The organism is bacterium SCSIO 12741, from assembly GCA_024398055.1.
Lineage (GTDB): Bacteria > Bacteroidota > Bacteroidia > Flavobacteriales_G > Salibacteraceae > SCSIO-12741.
In genome coordinates this window covers 1301073-1319138 of sequence record CP073749.1, presented here as the reverse complement: position 1 = coordinate 1319138, position 18066 = coordinate 1301073, and the positions used below count along the sequence as shown (strand labels likewise).

At 43.9% G+C, this 18066-nt stretch carries 16 protein-coding genes and 1 pseudogene; 5 read left to right on the top strand and 12 right to left on the bottom strand.

The genetic code is table 11. The features are described from left to right. Positions 1-64 precede the first annotated feature (64 nt). The 4 genes and pseudogenes from KFE98_05475 to KFE98_05460 all read right to left on the bottom strand — a co-directional run bounded on the left by KFE98_05475 (position 65) and on the right by KFE98_05460 (position 4989). Positions 65-817, bottom strand: a complete 753-nt coding sequence (locus tag KFE98_05475; protein UTW63599.1) for a response regulator transcription factor — start codon at positions 815-817, stop codon at positions 65-67. Beyond that, on the bottom strand, positions 811-3678 hold the full coding sequence (locus KFE98_05470; GenBank protein UTW63598.1) for a histidine kinase: 2868 nt from the start codon (positions 3676-3678) through the stop codon (positions 811-813). The genes KFE98_05475 and KFE98_05470 overlap by 7 nt, the downstream gene beginning before the upstream one ends. Positions 3679-4064: 386 nt before the next feature. Further along, complete coding sequence (locus KFE98_05465) at positions 4065-4493, bottom strand: DUF1801 domain-containing protein (protein ID UTW63597.1); 429 nt, start codon at positions 4491-4493, stop codon at positions 4065-4067. A 220-nt stretch (positions 4494-4713) separates the two neighbouring features. Beyond that, positions 4714-4989, bottom strand: a pseudogene (locus KFE98_05460) (hypothetical protein). A 310-nt stretch (positions 4990-5299) separates the two neighbouring features. Here KFE98_05460 and KFE98_05455 point away from each other — a divergent pair. Together KFE98_05455 and KFE98_05450 are read left to right on the top strand one after the other, a co-directional pair. Next, entirely contained in the window at positions 5300-5467 is a 168-nt protein-coding gene (locus KFE98_05455; GenBank protein ID UTW63596.1) for a hypothetical protein, read from the top strand. After that, the gene (locus KFE98_05450) at positions 5464-6171 is read left to right on the top strand and encodes a DUF4386 domain-containing protein (protein ID UTW63595.1); all 708 of its coding nucleotides are present in this window, start codon (positions 5464-5466) and stop codon (positions 6169-6171) included. Before KFE98_05455 ends, KFE98_05450 begins: the two co-directional genes overlap by 4 nt. Here KFE98_05450 and KFE98_05445 read toward each other — a convergent pair. The 8 genes from KFE98_05445 to KFE98_05410 all read right to left on the bottom strand — a co-directional run bounded on the left by KFE98_05445 (position 6163) and on the right by KFE98_05410 (position 14321). Then, positions 6163-6795, bottom strand: coding sequence for a Crp/Fnr family transcriptional regulator (locus KFE98_05445; protein UTW63594.1), 633 nt, complete (start codon positions 6793-6795; stop codon positions 6163-6165). The two genes, KFE98_05450 and KFE98_05445, sit on opposite strands and share 9 nt — an antisense overlap. 42 nt (positions 6796-6837) lie before the next feature. Continuing rightward, on the bottom strand, positions 6838-7404 hold the full coding sequence (locus KFE98_05440) for a hypothetical protein (protein UTW63593.1): 567 nt from the start codon (positions 7402-7404) through the stop codon (positions 6838-6840). A 279-nt stretch (positions 7405-7683) separates the two neighbouring features. After that, the gene (locus KFE98_05435) at positions 7684-7998 is read right to left on the bottom strand and encodes a DUF3817 domain-containing protein (protein UTW63592.1); all 315 of its coding nucleotides are present in this window, start codon (positions 7996-7998) and stop codon (positions 7684-7686) included. A gap of 2 nt (positions 7999-8000) precedes the next feature. Further along, a complete protein-coding gene (locus KFE98_05430; protein UTW63591.1) occupies positions 8001-8465 on the bottom strand; it encodes a hypothetical protein in 465 nt (154 codons plus the stop codon). A gap of 76 nt (positions 8466-8541) precedes the next feature. After that, complete coding sequence (locus KFE98_05425) at positions 8542-9132, bottom strand: TetR/AcrR family transcriptional regulator (protein ID UTW63590.1); 591 nt, start codon at positions 9130-9132, stop codon at positions 8542-8544. Between the two features lie 109 nt (positions 9133-9241). Next, positions 9242-13045: a M4 family metallopeptidase gene (locus KFE98_05420; protein UTW63589.1), complete on the bottom strand. Its 3804-nt coding sequence runs from the start codon at positions 13043-13045 to the stop codon at positions 9242-9244. A gap of 144 nt (positions 13046-13189) precedes the next feature. Beyond that, positions 13190-13912 carry a DUF3667 domain-containing protein gene (locus KFE98_05415; GenBank protein ID UTW64646.1) on the bottom strand — a complete coding sequence of 241 codons (723 nt, stop codon included), beginning with the start codon at positions 13910-13912 and terminating at the stop codon, positions 13190-13192. Between the two features lie 100 nt (positions 13913-14012). Continuing rightward, entirely contained in the window at positions 14013-14321 is a 309-nt protein-coding gene (locus KFE98_05410; GenBank protein ID UTW63588.1) for a diacylglyceryl transferase, read from the bottom strand. Positions 14322-14578: 257 nt separating this feature from the next. Between KFE98_05410 and KFE98_05405 the strand changes: the two genes are divergently transcribed. From KFE98_05405 to KFE98_05395, 3 genes are all read left to right on the top strand, one after another. Beyond that, complete coding sequence (locus KFE98_05405) at positions 14579-16003, top strand: MBOAT family protein (protein UTW63587.1); 1425 nt, start codon at positions 14579-14581, stop codon at positions 16001-16003. Continuing rightward, positions 16003-16944 carry a hypothetical protein gene (locus tag KFE98_05400; GenBank protein UTW63586.1) on the top strand — a complete coding sequence of 314 codons (942 nt, stop codon included), beginning with the start codon at positions 16003-16005 and terminating at the stop codon, positions 16942-16944. The genes KFE98_05405 and KFE98_05400 overlap by 1 nt, the downstream gene beginning before the upstream one ends. A 719-nt stretch (positions 16945-17663) precedes the next feature. Beyond that, the gene (locus tag KFE98_05395; GenBank protein ID UTW63585.1) at positions 17664-18053 is read left to right on the top strand and encodes a carboxypeptidase regulatory-like domain-containing protein; all 390 of its coding nucleotides are present in this window, start codon (positions 17664-17666) and stop codon (positions 18051-18053) included. The last annotated feature ends 13 nt before the right edge of the window (positions 18054-18066 follow it).

Below are 18066 nucleotides of genomic sequence, written 5' to 3'. Positions count from 1 at the left end.
GAGTATCACTTTAGTGAGGCTGATTTAGGGAGTTGTTGCTTGAAAATGAGTGCTTTGTAGTAGTTTATTGGCCGGGTAGTGCCTTCAGTTGGGCAATTACTTTTTTCTTCAAATCCCGACTTATGCTCACCTCTTTTCCGTTGTTTAGAACCACCATTCCATCCTTAGACAGGCTAAAACCTTTGATGTGATCTGCGTTCAAAGCGTAGGAGCGGTTGACTCGAATCAGCTTATCATTGGACAGGAGTTCGAGCACTGTTTTCAAATTTTTGGACAAAACATGGCTCTCATCAGCTGTCACAATTCGGGTGTAACTTCCTTCGGCTTTCAGGTACATGATTTTGCCCAAATCGAGGAGTAGGGTCATTCCATTCTTAATAATGGGAAGTTTTCCCGAAGATGTTTTGGTCGCTTCAAGATCAGGCAGACCATTCAATCCTCTTACTCGTTCAATCACCTTGGTCATCGATTTCACAAAAGCCGACTTGTCAATGGGCTTGAGGATATAGTCCAGGGCTTGTACTTGAAAAGCTTTCAAGGCATGATCAGCATGAGCCGTGATAAACACTACTTCAAATTTTCGTTCGGCAATGAGTTCAACCAACTCCAGGCCAGAAACTTCCGGCATATTAATGTCGACCAAAAGCAAATCTATTTCGGCTTGATGCCGGAGGTAGGATAGCGCTTCGATAGGAGAGTTGCAAGTGAACACAACTTCTATATCCTCTTCAAAAAAACGTTTCAGGTAGTTTCCAATAAGGCCGGTTGCAGTGGGTTCGTCGTCCACCAAGGCAATTCGAATTTTCTGATTTAGCATGATTTGATTGGGATTAGAATTCTTATTTCAGTTTGATAGTCGTCCTGATCAAGGAGGTGGTATTCCATAGAACACGACACCTTTTCAGTTTGGGCAATGAGTTTCAATCGATCCGATAGTGTTTTGAGGCCAGTGGATTCGTAGATTTCCGCTTGCAGTAATTTCAACCGATCCGGATGAATGCCTACACCATTATCACGCACTACAAATTGGAGGAGTTGGTTGGGCTGGAGAGAAATGATCACTTGAATTTTACCGGTTTTGGATGATGGTGCAATTCCGTGATGAATAGAATTTTCAATGAGTACTTGTAAAAACAGCGGGGGAACGCAGAACTCAAAATACTCCCTTTGCGTCTGGTTGATAAATTCCAATTCCGTAGATCGTTGAAACCTTAGGTTCTCGATGGCCAGGTAGTTTTCCAACATCCCTTTTTCCAAATCGAAAGAATACCAGCTTCGGTTCATATTGGCCAAAACCGATCGCAGCAAGTTGGCAAATTTGGACAGATACTCTTCGGCTTCTTCCAACCGTCCTTCTGTAATCAGAAATTGAATGCTCGCCATTGCGTTGAAAGTAAAATGGGGCTTCAGCTGGGCAGAAACAGATTTTGACCTCAATACATTGAGTCGATGGGCGAGCTCATTGGCCTTTATCTTCGAGCGGAAATACAACGTGGCTGAAAATCCAAGGGGCAGGAAAAAAGCCAGCATGGCAGAAGGTATAAACCACCAACGTTGCCAAATGGGCGTGGGAACAATGAGAGCCAGATTGGTTTTGGGCGATTCGGTCTCATTAGCCAGGTTGACCGTTTTAATCGACATTTCGTGGTCTCCGGGAGGAAGTTTGGGTAGGATGAATGTTGGACTGGTAAGGTTGAAATTGGATTCAGATTCGCTTCCGTACAAATGGAGTGAGTTCAGGATAAAAGGATTTTGAGCGAAGTTAAAAGTGGAAATCTCGATTTTGGATGGGCTTCCATCGGACGAGACATTTCCGGAGTTTTCTCCAGCAAACGTTTTTCCCGAAAATTGGATGATGGGCTTATGGACAATGGGTTGGTTCCGCAAAGGAAACGGGATGCGGTAAACAAAACTTTCGTCCAGCAAATACAAAGTATCTGCGATGCGTTCAAAGCTTTTAAATTGACCTTGAAACATTTCTGAATAACGGGGGAGGGAAGTGCGGGTAAATCCGGTGTCTGATTGACTAATCTGTAGCAGTAAATCCTTAAAAAGAAGAGTGTACGATTCCGGTTGAGCTTCTATTTTCAATACGGGATTCATGAGCAGGCTGGAATCCTGATAGATGGGAATGAATTGGGTCGTGTCTACGATTTCGAACAAGGTGCCGGAGTGATCAATGACAAAAACGCGACCGTTGCTGCTACACAGACTGTGGAGGGGAACAGGCCAGTCGATTTTTTGAATGGACTTAGGATTCTCCGTAGAGGCCACATAGAGATGATGTTCTCTAAGCCCATAATAGTATGATTTGTCTATCCCTAAGCACTGATGAAAATGCATGGCATGTGGCGCGTTTACTTCCAGAGAGTCCATAAGCCGGAAAAAGCCTTTTTTCTGAAAGGTCAGTAGCTGATTGGAGTCGGCCCATATCTCGGTATGTCCGAACCAAGGCATGTAGTAGTGATTAGACTCCTTTCTTTGTCCATCAAAATTTCCAAAAATCAACAGGCGTTCCGGCATGCCAACAATCTGATCAATCCGGACATTTTCAGCACACAAGGTGTCGTAACTCTGATTAGTTTGATATACCACCGTTTGGTCATGAGTGAGTAATGCCAATTTATTTTTGAATTGAGCGATTCCTTTTACCTTGCTTTTCTTGTATTCATAACTCAAATCAAGACGGGGGAGGTAGTAAAGACCATTTCCAAAAGAAGCGATAAAAAGCCCACCCGATTTTGTTGGATAAAACTTGGTGACGTGCTGAAATTCGGGAAACCTCTCCAACCGCGTTCTGCTACTGTCAATAGTGGAAAACTGGACCCTTATTGCGTCCCCATCATTAACGCCTAACCACAAGGTGGTATCATTCTGAAACCACAGCGAGCCGGAATTAACTACATGATCAAACTCAAAATAGTATTCCTTTTGGTCAATGAGGGCAATCACTCGATGGCTAAAGGCTGTGGCCACATTTCCTTGAGGAGAAACATCTGATTCGCTCAAGAAATTTTGATAACGAATATGCTGGCTATTGAGGAATAATTTGGATTGAGAATTTCCTTTTTGAATAATGGCCCAAAGATGACTTGTCAATCTGTTGTGACAGCTGACAATAGTTCCCCGCTTGTAGCATTTGACCAAGGCATACTCCCCTTCTTTTGGGGTATAGGAATGAAGATCCCAGGAATGGTCTGGATGGATGATAATGTTGTTGATTTCTTTTTTGCCACGCGACCGTAGGCCTATTTCCAGGTAATTGGAATCGTTAATTCCCCAATTATGTACGTGTTGATTGGTGGCCAGCAAAAAAGAATCAAGGGAATGAAATTCTGGTGGATGGATGATAGAATCGCCGGTTAACAGCAAGATCTCATAGGTGCTCGATAACAAATAGGTTCGCCCATAGATCATGATTAGTCTATATATCTCGTTGACGAAATTCTGTTGGGTTGGGAAGTTTTTGAAGTTCTTTCCGTCGTATCGCTGCAGGCCAGTATTGGTGCCTATCCACAGGTAGCCCAGTTCATCCTGATGAAGGTCATAGCATTTTTGATCCCGTAAACCATCATCCAAGTTTAGGTTTTGATAGGGGATTCCTTGGCCGAATAACTGACTAACGGGCATCAGCGAGAGGGCCAGGGCAAAGCAGACAAGTAGTCGAATAAGGTGCAAACTAATACCAGGTAATTATTGGTTTGAACACGCAACATAGTTACAATTTCCTTGGCTCGATTCAAAAAATAAACCACCTGCATTGATAATCGACGATTCTTCTGTCGCAAGCAGGTTCTAAGGTGGGGTGGAAATTGGAGGTGACCTTTTAATTGGGGTCTTAGGGTAAAAACGTGGAAACGGGTAAAGGTTGTCTACTGCTCGCAAACAAATATCTACAGGCCACAAAGTTTTTCTCTTTTTACCTGAAAAGAGGCTCCTATCTTGTCTGCCTAAGATTCAACAAGTGCCAGGGAAACCTTCCTGGTATTTCGTACTCAACCACCTGAACTTGGTTTTATTTTGGTTAGTTTTAAAGAGACTCCTCATCCTGGGGGTCTCTTTTTTTATACCCCAAGGGTCATCAGGTGCTTTACCTTGTGATACCTTAAGGTGGCTTTGATGCATTCTTTTAGCGCCTCAACGGGTATATCCTCATTCATGTGAAAGACGATGGCCCGTTTACCATCGAAATGAAATTCATGATCAAAAACCATTCGAAAAGTATCGACCAATCGGCTGGTGCATTGGAAATAGAGGGCGTATTCATCAGGTGATCTTGACTTCCAATCCATCCGAAGCGTACTGCCATTTTTGGTGACAAAACTGGGCTCTCCCCATTTCAAGGTTTCTTCCAGCTCATCGATGTCTTCCGTTTCTTCGGCAGTTTCCCTTACCAGTTCACGCAAATACAGCATTTTACTGCGGGCAGGTTCTGGGTATTTGGCAAACACCTGCTCAACTTCGGGATTTGTTTTAATGACCAGCTGTGCCATATCTGGAGTTTTGGTGAAGGACAAAAATAAAGGGTTCTTGTGTCAACCTTCTGTCAAGGGTAAATTCTGGCTGGAATAAAAGCAAAAAATCCGCGACACTGGGTCAGCGGATTTTTATGAATGGTTTCCTATGAATTCGAATTTGTCGTTAGGCGTGGGCCATGGCTTCTTCTTTACTCACGTCAGGACCGTTTTCGGCTGTTGTGGTTCCTTGAATAAAATAGACGTAGGGGCCATTTGGACTGGCTTCGGCGATATAGGCAAAGTTCCAACCTGTTCCCCAGGGCTTGCCGGTGTCGTAGTTCTGGTTGTTTTCATTGTCCCAACTCCAGGCTGCGGAATCATTGGTTGGGTCCGATGGGAATCCACTGTTGTACAAATAAACGCGACCTTGTTGCGCTCTGAAAGGGGAGTTAGTGCTCCATCTGAGCCAAACATTTCCTCTGTTTTCGTAGGCCTCAAGGCTCCATTCGAAAGAATTAGTAATTGCAGACATAACTTGATAAGATTAGATTGTCCTACTCTGTTAAAGGTTTTTCGGAATTCACCTGTCTCTCAAATGTATTGGGGGTAATTGATTTTTAACAGAGCGCTTCTACTTGATTCATAAATCACGGGAAATTACCCCATGCACTCGGTGATTTGAGCAGAGGCATACCGTATTTATACGTATAAGTAAATGATTGTCAGTCTGTTTTGGGTTTAATGCGAGGAGGCATTCAATTCATTTCTTACCATAAGTCAATGCACAGCAATTTGAGACTTCAGAGTTTTGGCGCTGAATTTTTCAATCAAATAATGGAAGGATGAAAAACGAAGAAATAGGTATTGGATTAGGGGTCGGACTGGGTGCTGTGATAGGGGCTACTTTGGCCGTCTTTGCCGGAAATGAGGCCCTTTGGATTACAGGGTGTATGGCTTTGGGATTTGGAATAGGTATCAGTTGCTCACGAACCAAAAAAATCAAGTTATGAATTCAATGACTCCCTTAAGTAGACGGTCCTCTCAATGGGCCGGAGCGATGTACCTCATCATTGCCGTTGTTGGTGGATTTAGTATTGGTACAGTGCCCGAAAAAATTGTTCAAATGGACGATGCGGCTACCACTTTTCAGAATTTGATGGATCATTCGCTCCTGTTCCGATTCGGAATGGCCGGTGATATTGTGGTCTTAATTATGGAGGTTGTGCTTACCGTTCTTTTGTTTCAACTGTTCAAGTCCTATGGAAAAACGGCCATGACCGTTGCCACCTATTCTCGGTTTGCCATGGCCATTATTATGGGCTGTAACCTGATCAATTACCTCATTCCCGCCATATTGGTGGAGCAACCTGAATACCTTCAGGCATTCAGCAAAGAGCAACTCGAAGGGTTGGTTTTGGTCTTCCTCAAGGCCCATAAATATGGTGAGTTGATCTGGCAAATCTTCTTTGCGATTCATTTACCCGCTCTTGGGTATACTCTGTTAAAGTCTCAGGTAGTTCATAAATGGCTCGGGCGGTTGATGGTTATTGGAGGAATGGGATATGGCGGAGATAGTTTGATTCAGCTCCTTGGAATTTCTTTTGAGCCCTTGTCCATGGTCTTTGTAGGACTGCTCGTAGCGGCGGTAATAGGTGAATTTTGGTTTGCTTTCTGGCTTTTGCTAAAGGGCGGAAAAGCAAAGAATTTAAGCTGAATCTTTTTTCTGAAAGAACCTTCTTTTTATGCGGCTCAAGGATTCAGGAGTTACACCTAAATAGCTGGCAATTTGATGTTGAGGTACACGGTTCATCAACCCGGGATTGGATTCCAGCAAATCCGTAAAGCGCTCTTCTGGAGTGGAGGTCATAAAGGAGGCCATTCTATCCTGCAGCGCACCGGCATCTTTTTCCACTTCGGTTTGAATCAATTCAGCCAGTCTGGGAATACGAGCACACATCTCGTCCACCAGGGATTGGGAACCAACCGTGAGCAAACAATCTTCTGAGCATTCCAAAAAATGCCGGGAGGGAAGCTGATTGGTGTAACTGGAAAAGGAATTGACCGATTGACCTTCCGTAAAAAAAGCGGTGGATCTGTCCTGGCCTTCCTTGAGGTAGTATTCGCGAACGCAACCGCGAATAACAGCATAGCACTCCTTGGAAATACTTCCTTCACGGAGTAGGACGGTGCCTTTTTTAAACTCTTTGATGACACTGTGTTCAACCAGAATGTCCACTTCGTTTTCCTGGAGAAAGGGAAAGTGGGAAAGAAAGGCTCTGAATTCTTCTTCTATTTCTTGAGGTGTAAGCACTCTAATAGGTGTGAATTTGAATTTCAAATTAATGAAATTGAGGGGATATGGTAGCTAACTATTGGGGAATTACTGAATCTTCGGTTTACCTTCCAAGTAGCGCAAAACGTCCGGATGAATGTCACAAACTTCGTGTTCATCTTCATTAAGCAATCGATCAATTAATCCTTTTGACTTGACCTTGGTAAGCTGAAAGTAGGTGGATCCTGCAATTTCCTTGGGCCAAAGGACCTGGTGCCAGTTTTGGGCGGTAGTTATCTCCCTGGGAATGGATTCCCCAAAGGCATCTTCCAGCTCTGCCCAAAATGCTTCAAATGCGGGTAGTTCGGTTGATATTTCATAGTTGGTTTCCTTTAGGTAAAGGAATATGGAACGACTGTCTGGGTAATCGGTATGGTACCATACTTCACCGATCAAACGTAATTCTTCAGGAGCAAATACGAGCTCTTCTCCTTCATGAGATAAGACCAGTTTTCCCGCATTACCTCGCTCTTTTTCAACTTGTTTTTCTTGCCGTTCAAGGAGAATTTGGGCGGCTGCTTGTCGAGCATTTTCTAAGTAATTCTCTGAATCGTTGGCAATGTTTTCCAGCTCTTTATTGGACTTGGATTGGTATTTGGCAAGGAAACGATTCATGGCAAAGGTTTGATGGAATCCAAATTACTAATTATTGCTGGAAGAATCCAGAACACGGGTATGGGAGAATTCAATCGGGGAGTTCCTCGCAATAGAAACCATGATTTTGTAGTACCTCCTTGACAAGTTTAGAGATTTCATTTTCTGATTCAACGCGCAAAATATGGTCGCAATCTTCCAGATCAAAATTCCACTTGATAGTAGCCGGCAATTCACCCAAAAAGGGTTCTATTTTGCGTACATCTTGTTGGTCTTCTACCGATGTTTTGAAAACAAATATCATGAGTTGGAGTCCATTTTTCTTAGGATGCGGTTGTCGATGTAGAAGGTCCCAAATGGAATAAGACAAGCAATCAATACCTTCCAAGTTGTTTCACTGAATTTCCAGCGCTGCTCAATGCCAGTTCGGAGTGTGTTGAAGATGAAAAGTAGGAATAAGCCACCATGAATGGGTCCCATAAGAGCCACCCACTTGGGTTCATGCAAAAGGTATTTGAGGGGTACCGCAACAAATACCAGAATAAGGAGAGATAAGCCCTCTAACCATCCAAAAAGTCGAAGGCGTCCCATGTTTGTGGTGAAAAAGTGAATCATGACTAAAATGTTCGGAAATAGGGCCTACTCGAAAGGGGCGAGAATGGCCATGGAATGGCAACCAAGATGATTGCGAATGATATGAGGAACCAGATGAGCATGGTTTTAAACTTTTTGGGATCGCTGGATTGACGCTTGGCCAATGCAGATCCAATAGTTAGAATGACGATGGCAGACGTCATCAGGAATAAGTGAAAAGCTCCGTAGAAAAAGAGGGGTAGATTTTTTAGTGCACTTCCTGGTGAGGACCAAAAAGCCTTAACGAAGGGGCTTTGTGTGTAGAGGATGATACCAAGAACGAGTTGGATATGAGCCACGGTTGCTGTCCAATGTCGGATGGAGTTGTCGCTTTTGGTGAAGGGGCGGGTTTGAAAGTGCCCGGTCCAAGCTCTAAAAATGGCGTAACCCATCAGAAAGAGCACCAGCCATCTTGTGAGCGAATGAAAAATTAATAATTCGGAATACATGATTCGTCTAATTATCCAATGACTGGACGAAGGTAGAATTAAAACATACTAATCAGTATGTTATTGGAGAAAAAAATTATTGAAGCCCCTGAAGATAGTTTTTAAGTTCCTCTAAATAAGAAGAATATGCCTTTTTACTGTCCTCCAGTTTCCCAAAAATTCGAATGCCCCAATACCCGGATATCACAAAGCGCGTCACCTGTGCAGCGTTAACATCTAGACGGATAAATCCCTTTTCCTTTCCTCGGTTGATCGCATCTACCATCGATTGATTCCATTGATCATTGAGCTGACTAAGTACGGTGTTGAACTTGTTGTTCCAAGGGCTCATTTCCTGGGTGAAATTGGAAGCTGGGCAACCGTATTCAGCTTTTAAAAATTCATTTTCCAGGAGAAGCATGTGCATCAGTTGGTAAATGGACTCCATCGGATTCTCATTTTCATCCAAAATCTGCTTGAACGAACCGGATAAAGCGGGTTTAAGAATTTCCTGAATGATGGCCAGTCCCATGGCATCCTTGTTTTTGAAGTGGTAATAAAAAGCTCCTTTTGTTACCTGGGTGGTTGCTATGATGTCGTCAATACTGGTGGTTTGATACCCCTTTGCATAGATCAACTCGAATGCCTTCTGCAATATCATTTTTCGGGTTGCCTCTGCTTTTTTCATGCCTTGGAAATGGATATAGGTATAAGCGGACAAAACTACCAAAAGGTGTGATTTAAACGAAAACGAGCCCACCGGAATCCGATGAGCTCGCTCTTGAGGTTAAGATTATTTATTGTTTTACAATTCGAATGACTTGGGTTTGCCCTTCGGTTACGGCATGCATCGAATAAAGCCCTACCGACCATGCGGAGGTGGAAATTTGAAAAGAAGATACATCCAGATTGGACTCTTCAAGCATCAAACGACCATCCGATGAATAGACCCGGATGGATTCAATAACGGCATCACCCGAAGATTGGATGGTGAGGTCCCCATGGACTGGATTCGGGTAAATGGATAGAGCGTTGTTTTCGCTCTCCGCTGATTCAACCGACGTCACTAAAGGATCTGCTAACTCATCCTCTTCATCTTCTCGAACCACAGAGCTTGTGTGCCCCGATTCAATGGTGTGTTTGGTTAAAAAGATGCGGTGATGAACCTCGGGAGTATCAACGATTCCGACAATGGGAAGGGAAAAGGTCTCAGAATAGGTGCCAGTAATGAGTAGTTTATCACCTTGCTTGGCTACTCCGCCATAGTGCACCATGGGGTTATCGAGATACCTAAAATCAGTTGGATAGATATACTCAGGTAAATAGACATTTGGTACAGGACCAGGGAACCAACGGCCCAAACGCAGCGGACAAGGGCTGGAGTTGTCAATGAAATAGCTGTTGATTCCATAGGTTTCCCGCTTGGTTAGAACCTTGTTAATGTCTAATGTCCCGCTGGAACACAAAGCGTCCGGTATATAGTTAACCACAGAGTTTTCAATAACACCTTGCGTCACGATGTAGAATTCATCTAACCATGAACTGGACCTGGGCTTCAACACAATTTTTCCATGGAAGTAAGAGGCATCATTTTGCCCGGGTAAAACCTGGGTTGGTACTCTCATTTCTCCGACGGTTCCAAAGTAATGGTTGGTTCCGGCGGTTTTATCAAAGGCGAGGGTCTGAGGGTCTAATTTGAAGAAAAAGACGTTTTGATTCCCCGGTGAACCTTCAATGTGTCCGGTATAGTAAGTATACCAATCTGTTTGGTTATAGTGCTTTTCGATCACGTCCTCTTGAAATACACCCGACACCAGCAACAATCCAGAGTTTGGATCATGTTCTACATCCTCTAGACTACAATGAACTTTGGAGTTAAACCAATTGTTGGCCATGTTCAAGTACCCTCCACCTGGCTGCTCCATAAGCAATGAAATCAAACCAACATCATTTGAAGCTCCCTGCATTTGCCAATCCAAAGTAGTGTAGTCTCCAGCCATAAATACTTGACCGTTTTCGGCCCAGACCGATTTAATGTGGAGTAAGTTTTTGAAGTTATAAATTGGATTGATGGAGGTGGCCAGATTGTGATGTTCATATTGGAAACTTCCGTTTTGGTCAATCACCTGAAACATGCCGTCCACAGCACCTGGAGATTGACTTGAGCTTTTCTGGCCACCACCTACGAGGTAATACATAGAGCCGCCTGGATTATTGACGGAATTCAAATCAATAGCCAGGTCTTGAATCATGAGATATCCGGGGTTATTTAGGATAAGCTGGGTGGCCGTTGGGGAATAAAACCAATTGATATTGCCCATCGGGTCAATGGCCATAACGGCATGAGGCGTTGAATTGGAGTGCGAAGCGACATTCATGGTAGGAAAACCTGTGGCATCCAGGTAGTTAAATTCAAGATTTCCAGAGGAGTAGGATTGGTCAAAGGCAAGTATTAATTGCTGAGATTTTTCATCATACTCCATCACAATAGGTTTGGCGTTTTCATTGCTCGTAAAAAGCGCCCATTGAAAGGTGCCACAGGAATCGTATTTAGACAGGTACATATGAGTGTTTCCTGGTGTAAGGCTGGGAAAGGCAGTCCCAGCAAGCATCATATCCATATCATAAGTTCCCCCTAAGAAAATATCCCCCCTTGCGTTAACAGCGATCACTTCTCCGTAATGTTCGCCTCCAGGAATAGGGGATTGAGAAACGCTATTGGTAATTTCCTTGTTACCTACCGTGTAATCAAAGATCTGATTACCGCAGGAAGAGCTGACTGTTAGTTGATAGGAACCTGGTGCCAAATTGGATGCGTTAGGTGTATTTGCAGTGAACCCGTTAGGTCCTGTCCAGGAATAAGTAACGCTTGAAGGGGTGCCTTTGAAATGGATAGAAGTGGCTATCACACCATCATTGGATTGGCAATTAGCATCATTAACATCGGCGCAAACTACAACGCTACAAGTATTGGTTTGATCGTAGATCCCAACCGCATCGAAGGCTTCGATGGTTTGGAACACATTGGGAGAACAAATGCCAAAAATATCAGTAGCTGCTTGGATGGCTCCATTTCTTATATCCTGAAAGTCGGCCAAAGGGTGCATGTAATAAAGAAGATTTCTAATGGCAATGTCTGAAGCTTCGGCAAAGCCTATTCCACCCACATTATAGCTATAGGTAGTGGGTGCATTGTTGGTACCTGTTCCACCATCTGATAATAAATAGAACCAGTAACTCAAAACTGAGGAGCGGGCATGAGGATTCCCAAAGCTTGTAGAGTTCCACTGAGTACTCAAGTAAGAATCCGGATTCCCCTGAGAAACGGGGTTGTTGATCCTCCTTCCCAAAGTGTTTAATCCGGTGTTCATTTGCCAGGTGAAGTTGGTAAGCGACGTGCCTCCGATATCAGTTCGAACCCGATGCTCAGTAATGGCCCCAAAAATGTCTGCATAGGACTCGTGAATGGTGGCTTGAATCGTTGAGGACAAATAGGGAATCTGAGCCATATGGAAGGCAGCTCCGTGTCCATATTCGTGACCTGCAACATCGATATCCATCACCGCAGTTGAGCTTGGATTAAACATATAAATGTTGTTGCGCTTGTTGATCAAATCAACCCGGTAGGAGGCATTTGACGCACCTTGGGTAAAGTCATTTTCAATGGCAATTGGCCATCCTCCCAAACTGTTGTGGTGATATTCATCCTCTACATAGTCATGGATGGTATTGATTGCCCAATAGGCCAAACCAGATTGATACGGAATGGCTGTACTTGAGTTAGGGTAGGTCACCTTGTTGGCAAATCCGTTTTGGTAGGCCGTGATTTGTTCGCAGGTATTTTCCAGAATAAAATTGGTACCGTCGTCTTCTAACGGAAAATGCATCGGAGAACTAACGTTTCCGACATAAGAAGCAGGTGAGTTGACCGCAGGAGCAGGTGTGCTTCCTGAACAGTAATGTTCCAAAGGAACTGCGGAGATAAACCCGCCATGGCTCATGGATAAGTTAAGGATATAGTGCTCACCTGCAATTTCTGCAAAAGCCTCACAACCTGGAATGAATGTTCTTTCTCCAAGTGGGGCCTCGGGATTGCCACAGATAAATTTGGCACTCGTAGAGTCTACTCGGATGTTGTCTTCCGCAATTGGCGTAGATCGATGGCGGTGAATGTGATCCTGATTTTGAATCACAAGACTTTGAATGTCTTGGAGAGAAGGTGCACCTGGAGTGCCCGATAGGAGGTTCAGCGCTTGCATGCCATTGGCCAATTGAAGGTGGCCGTCTTGATCGTAGTGCAGATTTGTAATGGCGTACTGTACCTCAAAACCATCGTGGTACTGTTGCAATTTGACGTGTAACCTGCCTTCTGGATCAGTCGCTTCAGATTTTACCTGAAAGGTGGATTTTTCGGGAAGTTCGAAAACCAGCTGGGCATTTTCAATTAGTTCATTTGGGGATAGACTGGTGTTGTTCTGAAACTGAGTCCATCCGGGAAAAGATTGGGACGAATTTATGAGTTCGTCGCGTTCAAGTTTAGCTTGACCGAATACTGCAAAAGTTGCAAATAAGGCTAAGATTAATAGTGGGATTTTTTTCATAGCTAAAGAATTAGTTTGAGACAAATTAGTTGGAAATGAGGGGATTGTTGGATGCGAATTTGCGAAGTACATCAAATCCTTTGCAGTGCGCTGGAAAACTTCTGTGAGTGTAGCTTGAGGAAGATGTTCGAAGAAATCTTCAGGCTAAGCCAATAATTTATCAATGGATAGACCCAAAGCGGCAGCAGCCACGATGAAGGAAATCATGCCGAATACATAACTCAAAAGCCCTTTGAGGTAGTTTCGTTTTTTGCGGCCATCAAAAAATTGACCAATGGCCCAGGAGCAATAGATAAAACTGAGATTGGCTCCAATCTGAAGAGCCGGCCATCCAGTCAATACTTCAACTAATCCGAAGAGGGTATAAAGCAACATGGTCATACCCATGACGAAGCAGAGCAATACCACAATTTCATAGAAGTTATAACCGTATTTGCGAAACAGAATTTTGATCCAAAAACCAATAAATAGGGCCATTAGAATATTGGCATAACCATAATTCTCGCCAATCCAGGTAAAGATGTGGCCAATGGCCAGGCCTTTCCAGTCATCGAAGTTGTACCCAACATACCCATCTTCAAAATGAACGAGCTGCTGCACCACTGAATAGATCAGGGAACAAACCAGGATAAAGAATATGGGTTTTACCAACCGATGCCGGTCATGCAAAAGAAAATGCCGGATACTCTTTCCGGGCCTGATTGATAATTCGCGAATGGAATAAAGAATTCCCTTGTCAAAGTGTAATACACTTCCAATCTCTGTCGAAATGTACTTCCAATCAATTCGTCGAAGTTCTTGAGGTGTCCCGCAGTTAGCGCAGAACGGCCCTGTAAGCTCACTGCCGCATTTATCGCAAAGGGGGATATCTTTTTCCGAACTCAAGGTATTCCTGTTGGTGAGTATTAAGCACTCCTATTGGAGAGGCTAATTTACACGATTGAAGGAAATGTTAGGCGGGATGATATTACTTGTCTTTGAACAAAAATCCCAATCCTAAACGAGAGAGCATTTTCTTTTCAAAATCCCAGAAGAAGGAAAACTGGCCAAACATCCAACCCACGATGGGTAGGGTGATTTGGTAAATGGGAAAAATCAACAATATCCGAAGTAGGATGTATAGAGGCATACCCATGGATTCGGAATTGACACCGAAAAACTCGGTTACAGGTTTGGCTACCCAAGCTGCAAACGATCCATTAATTGAAAATACCACAAGGATCAAAACCAACTGTAGGTTGGATGTAATCCCCCAACGTTTTTTCAGTTTTTCCATGCCGCGAAATTAGGGACTATTTTTTCGCTGGGCAGCACATCAATTAGAAATATTGATTCACGCCTAAATTCCTAACCATGAGGACCTAATTTGAGGTGGGTATTTGTTTAAAAAGGGGACTTAGAGCAGAGTCTTTTTGTTGGATTAAGTCTACACCGACCAAGTCATCGATTGTAATACCAGGCAGAGATGCATAATTCAGCCTCCATGAATCATAGGAAACCCGAATGGCTATATTTGTCCATTCGACCTAAAGTATGGTATTTAACTCGGCCAATTTCCTTCTCTTTTTTGGGGCATTCTTCCTGCTGTATTGGTTCGTAAACAAGCGCTTGTCTGTTTCATTTCGCAACGCTTTGATCCTGCTCGCCAGCTACTGGTTTTATGGGGCCTGGGACTGGAGGTTCTTAGGACTCATTGTTCTTAGCTCCCTGATAGATTTTATGCTTGGGCAACGAATCTTTCAAAGCAAATCCGAAAGGCAGCGGCGTCTTTTGGTTGGGACAAGCCTGATGGTCAACCTGGGTATTCTGGGATTTTTTAAATACTTCCACTTTTTCGTTGGGTCCTTCAGCCAACTATTGAACGCAATGGGCGTTGATGTGCCTACCAGCACCTTAGAGATCATTTTGCCCGTTGGTATTTCCTTTTACACCTTTCAGACCCTGAGCTACACCCTGGATATTTATAAGAGGAAAATCAAACCCGCGAAGGATTGGTTATCCTTTTTCGCCTTTGTGGCATTCTTTCCTCAACTCGTGGCCGGGCCCATTGAGCGAGCGTCCTCCTTGTTGCCTCAATTCTATGAGAAGAAAGTATTCGAGCGATCCAATTATGTTTCCGGGCTTCGATTGGTGCTTTGGGGATTTTTTCAAAAAATAGTCATAGCTGACAACTTTGGGGTATTGGCCGATGCCATTTTTGATTCTACCATGGAGGCCAATGGCCTAACCGTCCTCGTCGGAACCTTTTTCTTTGGGCTACAGATCTATGCCGACTTTTCTGGGTATTCCAGCATTGCCATCGGCTTGTCTCGAATGCTGGGCTTCCAGTTAATGACCAATTTTCAAACTCCTTATTTGGCCACTTCCTTTCGTGATTTCTGGCAGAGGTGGCACATCTCATTATCCACTTGGTTTCGAGACTATCTGTATATCCCGCTTGGTGGTAGCCGTAAGGGATTGGGACGAACCTATGTAAACCTTATAATCACTTTTTTACTTTCCGGGCTATGGCATGGGGCCAACATTACCTTCTTGATTTGGGGAGGGATGCATGGAGTCCTTCTCGCCGTAGAGAGACGCTTAGCTTGGCATCGGGGCAGCGTTTTATATGCTCCTGTGGTATTTGGATTGGTTATGCTTCTTTGGCTTCCTTTCAGAGCCAAAGGGTGGTCACATTTAAGTCAGCTACTGACCTCCTTGGTTCAATTTTCAGCATACAACCTGAGTCAGTTATCAGAAATAATTGCCGCCTTCTCCTTTACCCGATTTGGGGTGCTTTTAGCCGTCCTGGGTTTGACCGGGACAGTGGAGCTTAAACTAAGGAATAGCAACCTGGATTCCTGGCTTTCTTCTACCCAGAGATCATGGCGGTGGGCTTTTTATTATGCAGTTATCCTGATTTTGTTGGGAGTAGGAAACTTTAGTGTCAAACCCAGTTTTATCTATTTTCAGTTTTGATGCGAAAGATTTTGTTCCATACCCTATTGTTTGCGTTGCCTGTAGTTCTCTTGCTCGTTGCTCTACCCGTTGAGCGACAGCAGCAATACAATAGTGTGGTTGATGATTGCTCCGGGCGAGGAGCCTGGCTTTACGATCAGGTTTTTGATCAAAGCGATTCTTTAGAGTGGGTTTTTATAGGGGCCTCACATGTCATGTGTGGTATTCAGGATTCCTTGTTGGCCTCAGAGCTCAATGTTCCGAATTTGGTTAACCTCGGTTATTGTCGAACGGGGAGAAACTTTCAATATTCCGTGGTAAAGGGACTGTTGGAAAAGCATCAGGTCAGGCATTTGGTTTTAGGAGTTCTGGAAAAGGAGCCGCGGTTTAGCCACCCCATTTTCCCATTTGTAGCCACCAGCGGCGAGCTTTTTACCTCTCCTTTGTGGTACAACCCAGACTATTTATCCGATACCTGGAAGCATCTGGCTTTTAAAACCGAACTGATTCAGGACAGAGTTTATTCTAATACAGCCCATCCAAAGATTACCTTGGGGCGCTATGGATATTTTGCGCTCCATCAAACCATAAGTCCAGAGGTCGCTGAACGGGAGCGTTTGTTCAGAGCTCGGGAAGAACCAGAGGAGTTTGCGTGGGAGACCGCCTTCTACCGCAATTATTCCAATCAATACCTCCGGAAAATAGCCGCTGAATGTGCAAAGCATGGGGTGAAAATCTACTTTTTGTACCTGCCCGCATTCGGTACCCGTTATGCCCTTCCAAGAGACCACGAGTTGTATGAACCGTTAGGCACGATTTTGGTACCACCTACTGAAATATTAATCAACACAGAATATTGGGCAGATGGACATCATTTTAACCGGGCTGGGGCCCATGCACTTAGCAGTTGGCTGGTAGGTGAATTGGGCTCAGAAGACAAGGCCATCAAAAAGGGCGAATAAAGCCTCAATTTTTGGGAAAATTCTTCAATTTTAAGTCCTTGTTTTTCATTTAGTTAAGTTAAAATAATTAAAAAAATATCAATGCGCAAATAGGTTGCGTTGAGACTAGTCATCTTTGTCTCGTTAAAAATTAATGAACCATGAAAATGCAAGAGAACAATCGAATCAAACACGCTGTCGCGGCGGGGTGGCTCTTGCCAATCCGACCAGGATGCGACCGTGTAGGAATTCAATGCCTACGCGAATGATGAAGTGATCGACTCAGGAGGATTATCCAACGACCAAACCATCATCTTCCAGTACCAGACGCTTTTCCCAAAAAATGTGAAAAAGCAAGCAATCGCCCGCCTGTCAAGGACTTGAGGGAGATTGAGGAAGACAATAAAGTGGGGAAATCTACGTTACTTCTCTAAGAAGCCGACTAACTTCTACAATGACCAAGACCAAACAAGATATTACCAAATCTTCTTTGTGACTTATTAGCGCTGATGCCATGCGCGGAGCATCAGTAATACGTCCGATGCACTTTGAGCGGTGCTTGGATTAAACTGCAACTGTTGAGCCTTCTGAAAGGATGAAGGGTTCAAACGGCTCGACAGCCCCTTCTAAACCAATTTATCCGTCTCGATACGATGAATTGACGCGAACTCTCCGCATGGAGCTGGGAGAATTGCGTCCGATCGCCAGAGACGGGATTCAAAACACTAATCAAACTGATCATGAAAAGGTTAATTCTATTAATTGTTACAATTTCTCTATTTGGATTTATGGGATGCGAAAAAGAACCACTCCCACAAATGAACAACGATAAAGGCACTGCAGAGGTAGTGATGCGAACTTTGAAATCTGGTGGTGAAGATGGCGACCCGGTAGTCCAAGGAAACATCGTTGATGCCAACGGAGGTTCTGTGAGCGCAGCAACTGTCGAATTGTTTGTTGAAGGAAATGGCACTCCCGTAGCAACCGACATTTCTGATGCCAACGGGATCTTCCAATTCCAAGCGGCTCAAGGAGATTACTACATCGTAGTTACTCCGGGTGTTCAAAACTCAGTCAATACAGGGACTTTCTCTTTGACTGGAAATACCCATATGACCATAGAGATATAGTAAATCTCGATAT